The sequence below is a fragment of the Pseudomonas oryzihabitans genome (assembly GCF_006384975.1).
Classification (GTDB): Bacteria; Pseudomonadota; Gammaproteobacteria; order Pseudomonadales; family Pseudomonadaceae; genus Chryseomonas; species Chryseomonas psychrotolerans_B.
In genome coordinates this window covers 471825-488324 of record NZ_CP021645.1, presented here as the reverse complement: position 1 = coordinate 488324, position 16500 = coordinate 471825, and the positions used below count along the sequence as shown (strand labels likewise).

Below are 16500 nucleotides of genomic sequence, written 5' to 3'. Positions count from 1 at the left end.
TTCTAATCGTTGAGTTCCAGCGCCAAGGCGGTGGCTTCGCCGCCGCCGATGCAGATGGCTGCCACGCCCCTACGCAGCTCGCGCTGCCGCAGGGCATGGATCAGGGTCACCAGGATGCGCGCACCGGAGGCGCCGATGGGATGGCCGAGGGCGCAGGCCCCACCGTGCACGTTCAGGCGCTGCGGGTCCAGCCCCAGGGCGTCCTGGGCGGCCAGGGCCACCACGGCGAAGGCCTCGTTGATCTCGAACAGGTCGACATCCGCCAGTTGCCAGTCGACGCGGTCCAGCAGGCTGCGGATGGCGCCTATGGGCGCGGTGGGGAAGTCGCCCGGTGCGCCGGCATGGGCGGCGTGGCCACGAATGGTCGCCAGAGGGGTCAGGCCCTCACGCGCCGCCGTGCTGGCGCGCATCAGCAGCAGTGCCGCGGCGCCATCGGAAATGGAGCTGGCGTTGGCCGCCGTCACGCTGCCGCCTTCGCGAAAGGCCGGCTTGAGGGTAGGAATGCGGGCGGGATCGGCGCGCCGGGGTTGCTCGTCGCTGTCGACGCGCTGGGTGTCCTTGCGCCCCACTACCTCGACCGGGACGATCTCGGCGGCGAAGGCACCACTGGCCTGGGCTTGGCGCGCCCGCTCCAGGGAACTGAGCGCATAGGCATCCTGGCGCTCGCGACCTATCCCCAGACGCGCCGCGCAATCCTCGGCGAAGGTACCCATCAGCCGGCCGGGCTCATAGGCATCCTCCAGCCCGTCGAGGAACATACTGTCGATCAGGGCGCCATGGCCGAGGCGATAGCCACTGCGCGCCTTCTCCAATAGATAGGGTGCCCGGCTCATGCTCTCCATGCCCCCGGCCAGCACCACCTCGGCGCTGTCGGCGCGCAACAGGTCATGGCCGAAGATGACCGCCTGCATACCCGAGCCGCACATCTTGTTCAGGGTGGTGCAACGGGTGCTCTGGGCCAGGCCAGCCCCCAAGGCGGCCTGGCGCGCCGGGGCCTGGCCGAGACCGGCGGGCAAGACGCAGCCGAGCAACACCTCGTCGACCCGCTCCGGCGACCAGCTACCCCGCTCCAGCACCGCGCGAACCACGGCGCTGCCCAGTTGCGGCGCCGCGAGCGCAGCCAGTTCGCCCCCCAGCGCCCCCATGGGCGTGCGGGCAGCGGCGACGATGACGACCGGATCTTTCATGGCGGATCTCCTAGCGGGGGGCCATGCGCAGGGCGCCGTCGAGACGGATTACCTCGCCGTTGAGCATGGGGTTCTCGATGATGTGGCGGACCAGGGCGGCGAATTCCTCGCCCCGCCCAAGCCGTGGTGGGAAAGGCACGTTGGCGGACAGCGCCTCGCGGACTTCGGGCGTCATGCCAGCCATCATGGGCGTCTCGAACACCCCCGGCGCTATGGTCATGACGCGGATGCCCTGCCCCGCCAATTCACGGGCGGCAGGCAGGGTAAGGGCCGCGACCCCGCCCTTGGACGCGGCATAGGCGGCCTGGCCGATCTGGCCATCGAAAGCGGCGATGGACGCGGTGTTGACGATCACGCCGCGCTCTCCGCCGGCATCGGCCGCACCCCGCGCCATGGCCGCCGCCGCCAGCCGCAGCACGTTGAAACTGCCCACCAGATTGACGGTGACGATGCGCGCGAAGGCGGCCAGGTCATGGGGACCGTTACGCCCGAGGATGCGCGCCCCGCCGACGACACCGGCGCAATTGATCGCGCCGTGCAAGCCGCCCCAGTGCTCCAGGAGGGCGTCGACGGCAGCGTTCAGGGCCTCGGCATCGGTCACGTCCACCGGAAGCGCCAGCGCCTGGCTGCCGAGGCGTTCGGCCTGGGCCTGCACCGCCTCGGCCTGCAGATCCAGCAGGGCCACCCGGGCGCCTGACTCGACCAACAGCTGTGCAGTAGCGGCGCCGAGGCCGGAACCGGCGCCGGTTACCAGGAAGGTTCGATCGTCGATGCGCATGGGCTAGCTCCCCGAGGTGATGCCGGCATCTTCGGACCCGGGCAGAGGTCGGACAAGGGCCGAATCGCTCACCTGCGCTGAGCGATTCGGCCCACTTGCACCAGAGCGACGGCTTGCCTGATAGCCGCAAAAGGCACAGCCCGCCGGACCGCGATGCTGGTCACCGTCGCCCCTCAGAGCCTCACCCTGGAGTTCGGCAGGGCAGATCGTCACCGGGCGCGCCGGTCAGGCAAACCGCTCGCGCCGCCGCTTCGACCAGACGTCGCACCTACCCTGGCACCCGCTGAACCAACGGCGACAGTGGTGTTCCGACAGCTGTCCTTCGCCAGCAGTATCGAGACGCAGAGATGAACCCATCCACTTCGACCGTCGAGGTGTACCGCACCGTTTTCATCACGCCAGGCGTGCCTGGACAAGGAACAGGCCTTGAGTGAGAGGATCTCGCTGATGAAAAGAATCACCCCAGGCAGCTTGCTGTTCATCCTGCTCTGCCTCACCGTTCTGGCGTATGCCACCGATCTCATCGGTTAGCCGACGCCTTCACCGGCGAGTCGCCCAGGCGCGGATGATGGTTGCCCTTCGACGCGACGTAGCCTAGCGTTCAGGCTCGAACCGCTGAAGAGCTGCACCGCTATGCCCGATCAACATTCCAGCGCCGTCGAGAGCATCGAATTGCTGGACTCGCTCGACGCCGTCGCTACGCTGCTCAAGGTCGCCTGCGATCTCAGCGGCCTGAAGTTCGCCGCCGTGGCGGAAGTCTCCGCAGAGCGCTGGATCGCCTGCGCCGTCCATGACCGGCTGGACTACGGCCTGACCGTGGGCACCGAACTCGACCTCGAAGCCACCTTCTGCAACCACGTCCGCTCCTCCCACGACGCCGTGATCATCGCCGACGTGGCCCAGGACGCCGCCTACTGCGACCATCCGCTGCCCCAACGCTACGGCTGGAAGAGCTATCTGTCGCTACCGGTGTTCCGCCCCAATGGGACCTTCTTCGGCACCCTGTGCGGATTCGATCGGCAGCCTGCTCCCTTGCTCGACCAGCCTGCGGTGATTGGCAGCCTGGAGGGTTTCGCCCGGCTGCTGGGCGAGTTGATCGCCCGCGAGGAACAACGGCGCGACGAAGCCCCAGGTCCGCGTGGCGAGGCCGACCTACAGGCCTTGCATGACCAACTACTGGTGCTTTTCGAGCAAGACCTCGAACAACCGCTGCACACCCTGGCGGCGGCGACTGAGGGCATCGAGCAGCTTCCCGTCGCGCAACGCTGGCAGGCCGAGGCCCGGCGCCTGGCACGACGCAGCGCCGAGGCGGCCGATTTCGTTCGCGCGCGGCTGGGCCATGGCCCGCTGTTGAAGCCGACGGCGGTCGAAGGGATGAACGGCCATATCGAAGCCCTGGTCGCCAGCCTCCGAAGACGCTATCCCGACCCGGTTTTCCACACCACCCTACCGACCTTACCCGCCACCGTGCGCCTGGATCTGCCGCGCCTGCTGCAGGCGTTGGAAGCCCTTCTGGATTACACTGCGAACCAGACGGCGCCGGGTCAGGTCATTCGCCTGAGCGGCGAAATCAGGGAACGCGCCTACCTCCTCGAAGTGGAAGGCCCAGGTACGCCAATGCAGCCTGGGGCCCCCGCCCAGAGCTTCCGGCCTGTGCTAGTCCCGCCCGCTACGGGCACTCCGGCAGGTCTCGCCCTTGGGCTGTATCTGGCCCGGGAAATCGTTCGTGGCCACGGTGGCAGCCTCACCGCCCGCACGCTGGACGGTCGCCAGTACTTCACCCTGACCCTTCCCACCGCTCTGGACTGACGCCCTTGTCGCTACCCTTCCCGTTGCTGGTGATCCGTCACGGCGAAACCGACTGGAATGCCAGCGGCCGCCTGCAGGGTCGCCAGGACATTCCGCTCAACGCCCGCGGACGCGCCCAGGCGCAGGCCGTCGGCCTTGCCCTGCGCGAGCGTTTCGATATCACCCCCTTCGCCTGCCTGAGCAGTCCTCTGATACGGGCGAGCGAGACGCTGGACCTGATCCTGGCGCAATACCCAGGCAGCCCCCGCTCCCGGGGCACCGACGCCCGCCTGGCGGAAAAGGCCTTTGGTGAATGGGAAGGCCTGGATGCCCAGACCATAGCCGCGCGCTATCCCCAGGAATATGCCCAGCGGGCCCGCGCACCCTATGACTTCCGCGCGCCCGGCGGCGAAAGCTACGCGGAAGTCGCTGAACGCTTACGCCCGCTGCTGGTCAGCCTCGCGGGACCGACCCTGCTGGTCGCCCATGGCGCGCTGATCCGGAGTCTGCTGATAGCAACCGGGCTGGCCACCCCGAGCGTAGCCACCCAGCTCGTCATCCACCAGGGTCGCTGGCTGGAGCTCGATGAGAGCGGCTACCGCTGGTACAGCGCCGCGGACTGGGCCGACGACGCCAAGGATCCGGAAGTCCGCCTCAACTCAGACGCCGGGCGAACTGGCTGACCGCACCGACCACCTGGCGGGCGCCGTCCTGGATCTCGGTGATGCGCGCCCCGGCATCGTTCGCCAGTTGCAACCCCTGCTCCGCCTGCTGCCGACTCGCCGCCATGTTGGCCACCGCGGTCTGCGCCAATTGCTGGTTCTGCTGCACCACGCCGACGATCTCCTCGGTCGCCTTGCTGGTGCGCCCGGCCAGTTGGCGAACCTCGTCGGCCACCACGGCGAAACCGCGACCCTGCTCGCCGGCCCGCGCCGCCTCGATGGCGGCATTGAGCGCGAGCAGATTGGTCTGCTCGGCGATGCCGCTGATGGTCTTGACGATGGCGCTGATCACCAGGGACTGCTTGCCCAGATCCTCGATGCCATTGGCAGCGACCTGGATCTCATCGGCGATGCGGGTCATCACCGCCACCGTATCCTGCACCACCGCCGCCCCCTGACGGGCGCTTTCGTCGGTGGTCTGGGAAATGTCGAAGGCCACCCGCGCTGCCTCCGCCACGGCCAGCTCCTGCTCCACCTGCTCGGTGATCACGGTGGCGAACTTGATGACCTTGTACAACTCGCCGCGGGTATTGAGCACCGGGTTGTAGGAGGCCTCCAGCCAGACGGTGCGACCCTGGCTGTCGATCCGCTGGAAACGTCCGGCCACGTAATCGCCGCGATTCAAGCGCTCCCAGAAGGCACGGTAGTCGGCCGACTCCGCTTCGTCGCGGGTGCAGAACAGCCGATGATGCTTGCCGACGATCTGGCTCAGAGAGTAGCCCATGCCCTGCAGGAAGCGCTCATTGGCGGTGAGTACCTCGCCGGCCAGATTGAATTCGATGACCGCGGTGGATCTCAGCAGGGCATTGATGATCCCCGAGTGCTCGGTGGAGGTTTCCACCTGCTCGGTACGGTCATAGGCATAGCAACGGATCTGCCGGACCTGACCCTGGGCATCGCGTACCGGCGTCCAGATCGCATAGAGCCAGGCCACGCCACCGGCGCCCCGCAGCAGGCGGTAGATACCGCTGGCCTGGCGACCTTCGGTGAAACTGCGCTTGAGCTCCCGGTAGCAGTCCAGACTCTTCACATAGTCGGGAATGATGTCGTCCAGATAGCGACCGGTCAGGCTGCCCGGCGCGTAGCCCAGGCAGAGCGCGAAATTCTCGTTGAAATCCTCGATCCGTCCCTGGGCGTCCAACAGCAGGCAGAGGGCGTCATTGCAGAATGCCGTGCGCAGCTGACGATGGTCCGCCAGTTCGGCTTCCAGTTCGGCAATACGGCGTTTGAGCGAAGAGTTGAACATGGGATCACCCAGGAAAGTTGTGTCTTTCTCTGGTTCGACGCGCCAAGACATTTCTTGACGTATCTCCGGACGAGTTGTCTGACCATTACCTGTAGCCCGGGCTGCGCTAGCCACCACCAGACGGAGCGCGGGGTCGCGAGCCCGTCGGCTCTAGCCTGCCCCATGGCTTCGCTTGAGCGACGCCATGGGGGCCCGAGCAACAGTCATTTGTCCGGCAAAATACCGTTCAGCGACCCGACGAACGGTCTCGCCTAAGGAGCTGCGACCAGGCTCGACGTGGCCTGGCGCGTCCCCTCTTCGAGGCGTCGAACCAGCTCGGCCAGATCGATCAGGGTGGCCTGCCGGCTGTTGCCCGGCGAGCCGATCCCCACCCAGCTTTGCGCCCGTTGCGCCGGCACCACCCCGCCGTCCAGCGGCGGTTTCCAACTGCGCTCCAAGGCATCCTCACGCAACCCGGTGAAGGTATCGATGGCCTCCACCTGCTGCACGACGAAGCCCAGGCGTCGCTGCTGCCCCTGCACCACGATGACCTGGTCGCTGGCGACTGACTCGACGCCCTGCTCGCCCGCCAGGGTCCGCAGGCAGATCAAGGTGATCTGCTGGCCGCGTACCTCCATCAGGCCGAGCAGGCGGGCATCGGATTGCCCAAGGCGCAGATAGCGCGCCGGTAACGGCAGCACCTCGGCGACCTGCTCCAGGGGCACGGCGAACAGCAACCCGGCCAGGAAAGCCAGACAGGGCTGGCGCTGCCCTTGGCGGTGCTGCTCGACCAGCAGATTGCGATCGGTTCGATAGATGCGCGCATAGGCTACCGTCGCTTCCAGGCAGCCGAGCGCCCGATGATCGATCACCACGGCCGACTCGCCCTCGGGATCGGCGAATACCCCGCGCAGCAACTCCGGCTGCGCAAGGCCAAACCCGAGCAGCGGCGTGCAGTGTGCCGGATCGCGTCGCCACATGCCGAGCAGCCGCTCGAAGCCGAAGGCCACGCGATACTCGCCCTGGGTCCCCGCGGCCAGCACCAGCAGATGCTGACGCCCCCCGCTCACCGGCGAGGCCAGGCCCAACAGCCCGGACAACTCGAGCACCGGCAGCGTCTGGCCGCGCAACTGCACCTCGTGACGGCAGGCATCGCTGGCGAACTCGCTGGCCGTCAACTGCGGCCGGTCCACCAGTTCCTGTACCACCGCCGCATCCAGACACAGGCGCCGGCCATCGCACTCGAACAGCAGGTAAAGGCGCTCCTGGCCATTGCCCGCGCCAGCCAGTTCGCGTCTATCCCTGGGCGAGTCGGCGCTGAGTTCGAAGCCCGGCAGCCTCACCAACAGCTCCAGATCGAGCAGATGCACCAGCCGCCCCGTGCGCGGCTCCAGATGGATCCGCCCCAACAGCCGGTCGGCAGTGCCCTGCAAGCGGTCGATCACCTCGTCCGCCAGGGTGAGGATATCCACCACGCCGTCAATGCCCAGGCCGAAACGGCCGCCGCCGTGATGGATCACCGCGACACTGCGCGGTGTATCAGGCACGGGCAGGCCGAGCAAGGCATGGCCGTCCACCAACGGCAGCGGTCGCCCGCTCAACTCGAACAATCCCAGCAGCCAGGGCGCAGCGCTGGGATGGGGGGCCAGGCGCTCCGGCCAGGACACCACCCGCTCCAGGGCCTGGGCGGGAATGGCGACCTTCAGGGTACCGATCCGCACGACGCCCTGAGCCAGGCTCACGAACGCCCTCCGGCCGGAAGCGGGCTGGCCGCATTGGTCGCCGCATCCAGCTCCTGGATCAGTTGGTTGACTCGCGCCGCATCGCCGAGCTGCTGCGCGGTGGAGCCATTGATGGCCTCGATGGATCTCTGGGTCTTGCCCATCCCTTCCGCGATCAGGCCGAAGGCCTCGCCCACGCTGCGGGAGATCTCGCTGCCCTGGGCGATGCTCTTGACCGACTCCAGGATCAGCTTGTTGATCTCCTTGGTCGCCTGGGACGACTTTTCGGCCAGCTTGCGCACCTCGTCAGCCACCACCGAGAAGCCCAGACCGTGTTCACCGGCACGGGCCGCCTCGATGGCCGCATTGAAGGCCAGCATGTTGGTCTGGCTGGCGATGTCGCTGATCACCTGGACGATGTCCTGGATGCCTCCCGCGGTGGTACCTATGGTCTCCATGGCGTCGAGCGAACGGGTCAGCGTCAGCGAGCCGCGCTCCGCTTCCTCCAGCGTCCGCCGGGCGATGCGGTTGGCATCGTCGGTGGTCTCGGCGATCTGATTGATGGAACGGGTCAACGCCTGCAACGACAGATTCATCTGCTCGATCTTCTGCCGCACGCGCTGCTCCATCTCCACCTGGCGGGTGATGTCGGTGGCGAACTTCACCACCTTGTGCACCTGACCCTCGGCATCGAAGATCGGGTTGTAGGTGGCCTGGATCCAGATCCGCTGGCCGAACTTGCTCAACCGCATGAACCGCCCACCGAACACCTCGCCCTGTGCCAGCCGCGCCCAGAACTCGCGGTACTCGCCCGAGGCCACGTACTCTTCCTCGCAGAAGATGCGGTGATGCTGATGGCGGATCTCCTCCAGGCGATAGCCCAGGGTCGCCAGGAAATTGCGATTGGCCTCGAGGATCTTGCCGGTGAGATCGAATTCGATCACCGCCTGGCCGCGGTCGATGGCCGCCACCTTCCCGGCATAGTCACTGTTGCGGATCTGGCTCTCGGTGATGTCCACCGCGAACTTCACCACCTTGCACGGCTTGCCGTCGGCATCGAAGATCGGGTTATAGGTGGCCTGGATCCAGATCTCCTCGCCGCGGCTGTTGCGCCTCTTGTACACCCCGGCGTCGAATTCGCCCCGAGCCAGTTTGTCCCAGAACAACCGGTATTCGGCCGAGCGCGCGTAGTCGTCGGGGCAGAAGATACGGTGGTGCTTGCCCACTACCTCGTCCGCCTGGTAGCCCAGCGCCAGGAGGAAATTGCGGTTGGCGGTGAGCACCGTGCCGTCGACGGAAAACTCGGCGATGGCCTGGGAACGGTCGATGGCGGCGACCTTGCCCTCGTAATCGCTGTTGCGCAGCTGGCTTTCGGTCACGTCGCTGGCGAACTTCACCACCTTGTAGGGATGCCCCTCGGCATCGAGGATCGGATTGTAGGTCGCCTGTATCCACACCTGGCGACCATCGCTGGCGCGGCGCTTGTACAGCCCGGTATCGAAGTCGCCACGCCCGAGCTTCTCCCAGAACAGCCGATAGGCCGGCGAGCGCGCATAGTCCGGCTCGCAGAAGATCCGGTGATGCTTGCCACGCACCTCTTCCAAGCTGTAGCCAAGCGCGGACAGGAAATTCTCGTTGGCATCGAGAATATTGCCGTGCAGATCGAACTCGATCACCGCCTGGGCACGGTCGATGGCCGCCATCTTGCCTTGGAACTCCGCCGCCTGCAGTTGCGTAGCGGTCACGTCGGTAGCGAACTTGACCACCTTGTAGGGTCGGCCGTCGGCATCCAGGATGGGGTTGTAGGTAGCCTGGATCCAGATCGGTCGACCGTCGCGGCGGATGCGCTTGTACACGCCGGAATCGAACTTGCCCTGCCCGAGCCGATTCCACAGCAAGGCGTAGTCTGCCGACCGCGCATAGTCGGCCGGACACATCAGGCTGTGATGGCGACCGCGTAGTTCTTCCAGCGCATAACCCGTCATGCCGAGGAAGTTCTCGTTGGCCCAGAGCACATTGCCCTGCAGGTCGAACTCGATCACCGCCTGGGATCTATGGATGGCCGCGATCTTGCCCTCGTACTCCACCGATTGCAGGCGACTCTCGGTGATGTCGGTGGCGAACTTGATGATCCGTACCGGTTGCCCTTCGGCATCGAGCAGCGGGTTGTAGGTCGCGCGGATCCACACCACGCCGCCGTCCTTGCGCTGACGCCGATAGACGCCACTATGAAAGTCACCGCGTCCTAGCGTTTCCCAGAAGCTCTGGTAGTCGTCGCCGCTTTCAATCACCTCTGTCGGGCAGAACAACCGGTGGTGTTGTCCGCGGATCTCATCCAGGGAGTAGCCGAAGGTCTGCAGGAAGTTGTCGTTGGCCTGTAGCACCGTGCCTTCGAGATCGAATTCGATGATCGCGAGCGATTTGTCCAATGCCTGGCGCAAGGCATGGTAAGTGGAAGCCACGTCGACGGCAGCGGGCTCGACAGGTGAGGAAAGCATGGGCAACTCCAGAGATAGGTCTTGTCCTCCCGTTATCGGCAATCGCGATAACAAATTGAGCACATCCCTATCCTGGCAGCCGTATTTTTTGCCCCGAACGCTGACCGGCCGATCAGGCTACCAGCTTGGCGCCGATGAGCATCAGCATGATGGCGAGGCAGGGCCTGAGCACCGTATCCGGTACCCGACCGGAGAGATGACTGCCGAGGAAGATACCGGGCAGCGAGCCCAGTAACAGAAAGCCCAGCACCTGCCAATCCAGGTTGCCCAGGCCGGCATGGCCCAGCCCCGCGACCAGGGTCAGAGGCACCGCGTGAGCGATTTCGGTCCCCACGAGGCGACGCGTCGCCATCAGCGGATACAGCAGGAACAGCGCCACCGTACCCAGGGCACCGGCACCAATGGAGGTCAGGGTGACCATGAAACCGAGGATCGCCCCGGTCAGTACCGTCAGCCCATTGAGGCGGCCAGCGCTCAGATGAAAGCCATCCCCGGCATGGCGACTGGCGAAGGCGAAGATCTGCTTTTTGAACAGGATGGCCGTCGCCGTCAGCAACAGCACGACGCCCAGCGCCTGCTTGATCAGCGCATTGGTGGCATGTTGATCGCCCGGCAACAGGGCCAGCGCCAGCAGCGTAAGGGCAGCCGCCGGTACGCTGCCCGCAGCCAGCCAGCCGGTCACCTTCCAGTCGATGTTGCGATTGCGCTGGTGAACCCAGACACCCCCGGCCTTGGTGATGGCCGCATAGAGCAGATCGGTGCCAACGGCTGCAGCAGGGTTGATGCCGAACCACAGCAGGATGGGGGTCATGAGCGATCCGCCGCCCACACCGGTCATGCCAACGATGAAACCTACCACCAGCCCCGCGATGACGAAGCCTGCTGCCCCTACTTCCATTACCGTCCCAATTGCCGTTGTCGGCTCATTCAGAGGCGGAACAGGATAACGACTCCATTTATGTCGGGATATACCTAAAAGCTCTTTGCTTATAACCTAAATATCAATTCCTACCGCAGCGCACTGCCCACGACCAGACACGAAAATACCTGTTGAGCACGCCCTTCTCTGTCACCTCGGTCGCTTCCCCGAACCCGGGTCAAGGCGCACGATGCGCCTCGAGATAAGCGCTCACCTCTTCCGGGCTATAGCCTGCGCGCCGGGCATGGGCCTCGACCGAATCCTGGCACGCCACCTCCGTGATGGTCTTGGGCATGGGCGCAGGACAGGGCGTCAGATTCGACTGGGCGATGAAACTGTCCAGATCCTGCTTGTGCGCCTCAGTGACTGAATGCGTTCCCGTAGTCGGGGCGTGGGCCGCCACCGGAGGCGTGGTCGTGGCGACCACGGCGGGTTCGCTACTTTCGGAATCGGTCTTGTGCGTGGTCAGCAGAGCCGCCGCCACCAACAACGCGAACCCCGCACTGAGCACCAATAACTTACGCGTCGATTTCCTGCTCATTTAACCTTTCTTCCTTACCACCGATAGCCCTCAACGACTACCTAAGTCACCTGAGACCCTGCGCAACCGTGTTTTTTCAGTGAGGTCGTACAATATTTTCTCAACCGATCTCTGAGATTGAGGCGCCCGAGCCTACGTCCTCGCTACAAAGGTGCCTGGAACGAGGCCTAGGCAGGGAAACTCGCAGCGCACCTTTTACGCGACAAAGGCATAGCGGTATTCGGTCAGGCGGGAAAGAATCAGCGCCGCGTTCATGGGTATTGCGATTGCGCCCCCTGTGCAGCCGGACACCTCGGCGAAGAACAGACACTTCGGTGATCTGGGCCCAACCAATTGGCGCCCCCGGACGGCTCGGACAGCAGCTGTCGTATCGCTGCAACCCCCGATCAGTAGTGCTGGACCTCCACTTCTGGGAGGTCGGCATGAAAACGGACGACGACATCGCTCAGTTGGTGGCTGGCGCCTTGATGAGCCTGGTACTGATCAACAGCGAAATACTAGGTGGCGCCCTGTTCCTGCTGATCGAAATGATCACTCGAATTGAGCATGATCAACCAGGCGAAACGCGGGCACACGTTTGACAAAGCGCTATTGAGAGCTATACCGGAGAGGGCGACTGCGCGAAAAGCTCGACTGCGGTCTACGACTATCAGTCGAACATCCATCAGTGCCTATGTTGAGGTACGTCCATGCGAACTCAACTGACCCGATCTATCACGCTGTTCGAGCCGGAGGCGGCATCAGCTTCCGGTATCGACGCAGACACACCTATCGAAAAGCCGTCCAATCTAAGCGGTGCGGAACGCGCTTTCACCTCGCTGCTGCTCGGCCTGTCGGTCTGCTTCACCGTTCTGGGTGTCATCCCGCTTTTTCCACTTCGCTACTGGCTGTAGTGTTCGCACGACAAACGTCCGAGCACTCGCTTCAGCCAGAGGGTCCGAGTCAATGAAGCGCGCGGATCGCAGAAACGAAAAAACCGGCACTTGGCCGGTTTTTTCTACTGTGCAGCTTAATTGGTGCGGACGGAGAGACTCGAACTCTCACACCTTGCGGCGCCAGAACCTAAATCTGGTGTGTCTACCAATTCCACCACGTCCGCGAGACGCTTGAAATACGAACGCCAGACACGAGGTCTGGCGTTCGCAGAATATGGGGTGGACGATGGGAATCGAACCCACGACACCAGGAGCCACAATCCTGTGCTCTACCAACTGAGCTACGCCCACCATATCTTTCATGCTTGCCGTCGCCGAACCGCCAATGGCGCGCCCGGCAGGACTCGAACCTGCGACCATCCGCTTAGAAGGCGGATGCTCTATCCAGCTGAGCTACGGGCGCCTGTTCGGCAGCTGCCCTTGCCGAGACTTCTTTGGTGTGAAGCCTCTGGCTTTGCCCTTCGTCAGTGACTTGGGCTGTGCTCGGCAAGCGGGGCGCATGTTATAAAGCTCCCGACTGCCCGTCAACAAATTTCTTAAAAAATTTTAAGCAGAAGAATGAGTTAGGCCTCGCTGAGCGGTCGCTGTTGCCAGCAGGCCCGTCCGTGCGAAAATACGCGACCTTTTTCCTGTCACCACCAGAAACCGCCCATGACCGCTCAACTGATCGATGGCAAATCCATTGCCGCCCGCCTGCGCCAGGATATTGCCCAGCGAGTCTCCCAACGTCGTAGCGCCGGACTGCGCGCCCCCGGCCTCGCCGTCATCCTGGTCGGCGACGATCCCGCTTCACGGGTATATGTGGCGCACAAGCGCAAGGACTGTGAGGAGGTCGGCTTCGACTCCTATGCCCATGACCTGCCGGCCACCACGAGCCAGGACGAGCTGGAAGCCCTGATCGATCGCCTTAACGAAGACTCGAGCGTCGATGGCATCCTGCTGCAATTGCCGCTCCCCGCGCACCTGGATGCCACCCAGCTGCTCGAACGCATCCGCACCGACAAGGACGTGGATGGTTTCCATCCCTACAACCTGGGTCGCCTGGCGCAACGCAATCCCCTGCTGCGCCCCTGCACGCCCAAGGGCATCATGACCCTGCTGCACAGCACCGGTGTCGATCTCTATGGCCTGGACGCCGTCGTCGTCGGCGCCTCCAATATCGTCGGACGCCCGATGGCCTTGGAACTGTTGCTGGCGGGCTGCACGGCGACGGTCACCCACCGCTTCACCCGCTCGCTTGAGCATCACGTGCGCCAGGCCGACCTGGTAGTGGTCGCGGTTGGCAAGCCGGACCTGGTCAAAGGCGAATGGATCAAGCCAGGCGCCATCGTCATTGACGTGGGCATCAACCGCCAAGCCGACGGTCGCCTGGTAGGAGACGTGGAATACGAGAGCGCCCGCGAACGAGCCAGCTGGATCACACCAGTGCCCGGCGGCGTTGGTCCCATGACACGCGCCTGCCTGCTGGAAAACACGCTGTACGCTGCCGAGCAGTTGCACAGCTGACGCAAAAACGGGCCCAAGGGCTAATGCCAGTCAGTTAAGCCCCGATTGCAGTCCATCCAATGGTTCTGACCACCCTGGAAGCCACAAAAAACGCCGCGTTCTCTTCGCAAGAACGCGGCGTTTTTCCTTAACTGATCGGCATTAGCCCGAGGGCCCGTTTTTTATTACCTTGGTCCTTACTGCACCCAGGACTTGACCTCTTCCGGGTGGGCAGCGACCCAGGCCTTGGCGGCGGCTTCAGGCGTCTGGCCTTCTTCGATCGCCAGCATCACCTCGTTGACCTGACCCGGCTTCCAGGCGAACTTCTTCAGGAAGTCCCAGACCGGCTTGGCCTTGGCTTCCAGGGCAGGGTTGGCGACGGTATCCACATGCTCGGAACCACCGAAGACACCCTTGGGATCTTCAAGGAACTTGAGCTTCCACTTGGCGAACATCCAATGCGGTATCCAGCCGGTGACCACGACCGGCTTCTGGTCTTTCTCGGCACGGGTCAGCTCGGCGATCATGCCGCTACCCGAGCTGGCAACCAGCTTGTAGTCCAGACCGTAGTCCTTGATTGCCTGGTCGGCCTTGAGCATGACCCCAGCGCCGGCATCGATACCGATAATCCGACCACCGAACTCGGCTTTCTGGGCTTCCAGATCGGCGATGCTGTTGATCTTGACGTATTCGGGCACGATCAGGCCGATCTTGGCGTCGGGGGTATTGACGCCCAGATCGACCACCTGGTCCTTCATCTTGTCGTAATAGGCGCCATGGGTGACCGGTAGCCAGGCGGACAGCATGGCGTCCAGTTTGCCGCGGGCAACGCCCTGCCACATGATACCGGCCGCGACCGGCATCAGCTTGACCTCATAGCCCAGCTTTTCACGAATCACGGTAGCCGCGGTGAACGTGGTAGCCACGCTGTCCGCCCAGCCATCGACATAACCGATGGTGATCTCGGGCTTGGCCGCCGCCTGGGCAATACCCATGGCCGTGGTGAGCGCGACACCGAGTCCAATCCCTAACAGTTTCTTCACCATGCTCATGCAGCAGTCCTCTCGCAGTGGAATTCGGGCGAATGCCCTACCCCAATCATTCGGATTCCGAAAGATCGGCACTGCCATCCCCGCGACGTGCAGCGAACCCTTAGCGACAGCAACCGCACTTATCGCGACAACGACTGTCGCTTGACGGCAAGCACGGAGCCCTCTGTAATCGACGCCTCGCAAAAAGCGGCGGCTGTCGATGCAACCTATCCAAGGGCCGTTGTCTTACTAACGCTCTCAGCCCCCTGAAAGGACTCTGTCCATGCGTCATCCGTTGCGCGTCGTCGCCCTGCTGGGCGCGCTCTTACCTGGTTTGCTCGGCGTCGCCCAGGCGGCGGACGTGGATGCCGCCACCTACGGCTATCCGCTGATCAATCCCTTCGAAGCGACCATCACCACCACGCCCGAAGCCCTGCGTCCGGAGCTGCCCAAGAACAGCAGCATCGACCAGGACGAATACACCATCAATCTGCGCCCCGAGCGTCAGTACCAGTTGCCGGACAACTTCTGGCCGGTGAAGAAATTCCATTACATCCTGGCCCGCCAGTCGCACCCGGCGCCGCTGATCTTCATCATCGCCGGTACCGGAGCCAATTACGCCGCCAGTACGGTGGACTACCTCAAGCGGCTCTACTACTCCGCCGGTTACCATGTGGTGCAGGTGTCCTCGCCGACCAGCTGGGACTTCATGGCCTCCGCTTCGCGTACCGCCACTCCGGGCTACACGCCGCAGGACGCCGAGGATCTCTACCGGGCCATGCAGGCGATCCGCGCCCAGCATCCCAAGCTGCCGGTGACCGAATACTTCCTCACCGGTTACAGCCTCGGCGGCCTGGATGCCGCCTTCGTCGCCCAGCTCGACGAAAGCATGCGCAGCTTCAACTTCAAGCGGGTGCTGATGGTCAATCCGCCGGTCAACCTGCTGACCTCGGTGCGTAACCTCGACCGCCTGGTACAGACCGAAGTGAAGGGAGTGACCAACACCCGCACCTTCTACGAGCTGATCCTGGCCAAGCTGACGCGCTACTTCCGCGAGAAGGGCTATGTCGATTTCAATGATGCCGTGGTCCAGGATCTCCAGGACTCCCCGGAGCGTCTGAGCAACGAGGAGATGGCCATGCTGATCGGCTCGGTCTTCCGCTTCTCGGCAGCCGATATCTCCTTCACCGCGGATCTGATCAACCGTCGCGGCCTGATCACTCCCCCGAACTACCCCATCACCGAAGGCACCAGCCTGACGCCCTTCCTGGCCCGCTCACTGCAGTGCGACTTCGACTGCTACATGACCGAGCAGGTCTTGCCCTTCTGGCAGAAGGCCTTCAAGGGCCATGCGGTCAGCCAACTGGCCTACCAGTCCAGCCTGCCCGCCCTGGAAGACTACCTACGCACCAGCAAGAAGATCGGTGTCATGCACAACGCCGACGACATCATCCTCGGCCCCGGCGACCTCGGTTTCCTGCGCAAGACCTTCGGTGACCGCCTGACCGTCTACCCCTACGGCGGTCACTGCGGCAACATCAACTACCGCGTCAATGCGAACGCCATGCTGGAGTTCTTCGCCCGTGGTTAGATCCCTTCTCGCCCTGCTGCTGCTGGCCAGTGCCTCTGCCTTCGCTGCCGAGCCGAACGCCGCGTCTTCCTCGCTGACC

General features: G+C 64.1%; 12 protein-coding genes, 3 tRNA genes and 4 pseudogenes. 6 read left to right on the top strand and 13 right to left on the bottom strand.

Annotated features, from left to right (window positions below; translation table 11 throughout):
- Positions 1–2 precede the first annotated feature (2 nt).
- Together CCZ28_RS02180 and CCZ28_RS02175 are read right to left on the bottom strand one after the other, a co-directional pair.
- Positions 3–1187, bottom strand: coding sequence for an acetyl-CoA C-acyltransferase (locus tag CCZ28_RS02180; protein ID WP_140215526.1), 1185 nt, complete (start codon positions 1185–1187; stop codon positions 3–5).
- Between the two features lie 10 nt (positions 1188–1197).
- Positions 1198–1965: an SDR family NAD(P)-dependent oxidoreductase gene (locus CCZ28_RS02175; protein WP_140215524.1), complete on the bottom strand. Its 768-nt coding sequence runs from the start codon at positions 1963–1965 to the stop codon at positions 1198–1200.
- 633 nt (positions 1966–2598) lie between these two features.
- Here CCZ28_RS02175 and CCZ28_RS02170 point away from each other — a divergent pair.
- Both CCZ28_RS02170 and CCZ28_RS02165 read left to right on the top strand, forming a co-directional pair.
- Complete coding sequence (locus CCZ28_RS02170) at positions 2599–3774, top strand: sensor histidine kinase (protein WP_140215522.1); 1176 nt, start codon at positions 2599–2601, stop codon at positions 3772–3774.
- A 5-nt stretch (positions 3775–3779) separates the two neighbouring features.
- Positions 3780–4436, top strand: coding sequence for a histidine phosphatase family protein (locus tag CCZ28_RS02165; RefSeq protein WP_140215520.1), 657 nt, complete (start codon positions 3780–3782; stop codon positions 4434–4436).
- On the opposite strand, the pseudogene CCZ28_RS24995 reads toward CCZ28_RS02165, so the two are convergent.
- The 7 genes and pseudogenes from CCZ28_RS24995 to CCZ28_RS02140 all read right to left on the bottom strand — a co-directional run.
- Positions 4408–4845: pseudogene (locus CCZ28_RS24995) on the bottom strand (methyl-accepting chemotaxis protein); the annotation flags it as partial. The gene CCZ28_RS02165 and the pseudogene CCZ28_RS24995 overlap by 29 nt on opposite strands.
- 105 nt (positions 4846–4950) lie before the next feature.
- Positions 4951–5721, bottom strand: a pseudogene (locus CCZ28_RS24990) (PAS domain-containing protein); the annotation flags it as partial.
- Positions 5722–5972: 251 nt separating this feature from the next.
- Positions 5973–7442: a chemotaxis protein CheW gene (locus CCZ28_RS02155; protein WP_140215516.1), complete on the bottom strand. Its 1470-nt coding sequence runs from the start codon at positions 7440–7442 to the stop codon at positions 5973–5975.
- Positions 7439–7885, bottom strand: a pseudogene (locus CCZ28_RS24985) (methyl-accepting chemotaxis protein); the annotation flags it as partial. The gene CCZ28_RS02155 and the pseudogene CCZ28_RS24985, both read right to left, overlap by 4 nt.
- Positions 7886–8050: 165 nt before the next feature.
- Positions 8051–9919, bottom strand: a pseudogene (locus CCZ28_RS02150) (PAS domain-containing protein); the annotation flags it as partial.
- Positions 9920–10031: 112 nt separating this feature from the next.
- Positions 10032–10817, bottom strand: coding sequence for a sulfite exporter TauE/SafE family protein (locus CCZ28_RS02145; RefSeq protein ID WP_140215512.1), 786 nt, complete (start codon positions 10815–10817; stop codon positions 10032–10034).
- Positions 10818–11016: 199 nt separating this feature from the next.
- The gene (locus CCZ28_RS02140; RefSeq protein WP_140215511.1) at positions 11017–11379 is read right to left on the bottom strand and encodes a hypothetical protein; all 363 of its coding nucleotides are present in this window, start codon (positions 11377–11379) and stop codon (positions 11017–11019) included.
- Positions 11380–11801: 422 nt separating this feature from the next.
- Here CCZ28_RS02140 and CCZ28_RS24355 point away from each other — a divergent pair, with 422 nt between their 5' ends.
- Together CCZ28_RS24355 and CCZ28_RS02135 are read left to right on the top strand one after the other, a co-directional pair.
- On the top strand, positions 11802–11960 hold the full coding sequence (locus CCZ28_RS24355; protein ID WP_167509194.1) for a hypothetical protein: 159 nt from the start codon (positions 11802–11804) through the stop codon (positions 11958–11960).
- A gap of 108 nt (positions 11961–12068) precedes the next feature.
- Positions 12069–12272, top strand: coding sequence for a hypothetical protein (locus CCZ28_RS02135; protein ID WP_140215509.1), 204 nt, complete (start codon positions 12069–12071; stop codon positions 12270–12272).
- A gap of 121 nt (positions 12273–12393) precedes the next feature.
- Here the strand turns inward: CCZ28_RS02135 and CCZ28_RS02130 are convergent.
- The 3 genes from CCZ28_RS02130 to CCZ28_RS02120 all read right to left on the bottom strand — a co-directional run bounded on the left by CCZ28_RS02130 (position 12394) and on the right by CCZ28_RS02120 (position 12717).
- Positions 12394–12478 (bottom strand) — tRNA-Leu (locus tag CCZ28_RS02130).
- A 51-nt stretch (positions 12479–12529) separates the two neighbouring features.
- A tRNA-His gene (locus tag CCZ28_RS02125) sits at positions 12530–12605 on the bottom strand.
- Positions 12606–12640: 35 nt separating this feature from the next.
- Positions 12641–12717: transfer RNA gene (locus tag CCZ28_RS02120), tRNA-Arg, on the bottom strand.
- Between the two features lie 248 nt (positions 12718–12965).
- On the opposite strand from CCZ28_RS02120, the gene folD reads away from it, so the two are divergent.
- Positions 12966–13820 carry a bifunctional methylenetetrahydrofolate dehydrogenase/methenyltetrahydrofolate cyclohydrolase FolD gene (folD, locus tag CCZ28_RS02115; RefSeq protein WP_058762801.1) on the top strand — a complete coding sequence of 285 codons (855 nt, stop codon included), beginning with the start codon at positions 12966–12968 and terminating at the stop codon, positions 13818–13820.
- A gap of 176 nt (positions 13821–13996) precedes the next feature.
- On the opposite strand, the gene CCZ28_RS02110 is transcribed toward folD, so the two are convergent.
- Positions 13997–14851, bottom strand: a complete 855-nt coding sequence (locus tag CCZ28_RS02110; RefSeq protein WP_140215507.1) for a glycine betaine ABC transporter substrate-binding protein — start codon at positions 14849–14851, stop codon at positions 13997–13999.
- A gap of 262 nt (positions 14852–15113) precedes the next feature.
- On the opposite strand from CCZ28_RS02110, the gene CCZ28_RS02105 reads away from it, so the two are divergent.
- Positions 15114–16421 (top strand): serine/threonine protein kinase, encoded by a 1308-nt coding sequence (locus CCZ28_RS02105; RefSeq protein ID WP_140215505.1) that lies wholly within the window; start codon positions 15114–15116, stop codon positions 16419–16421.
- Positions 16422–16500: the final 79 nt, after the last annotated feature.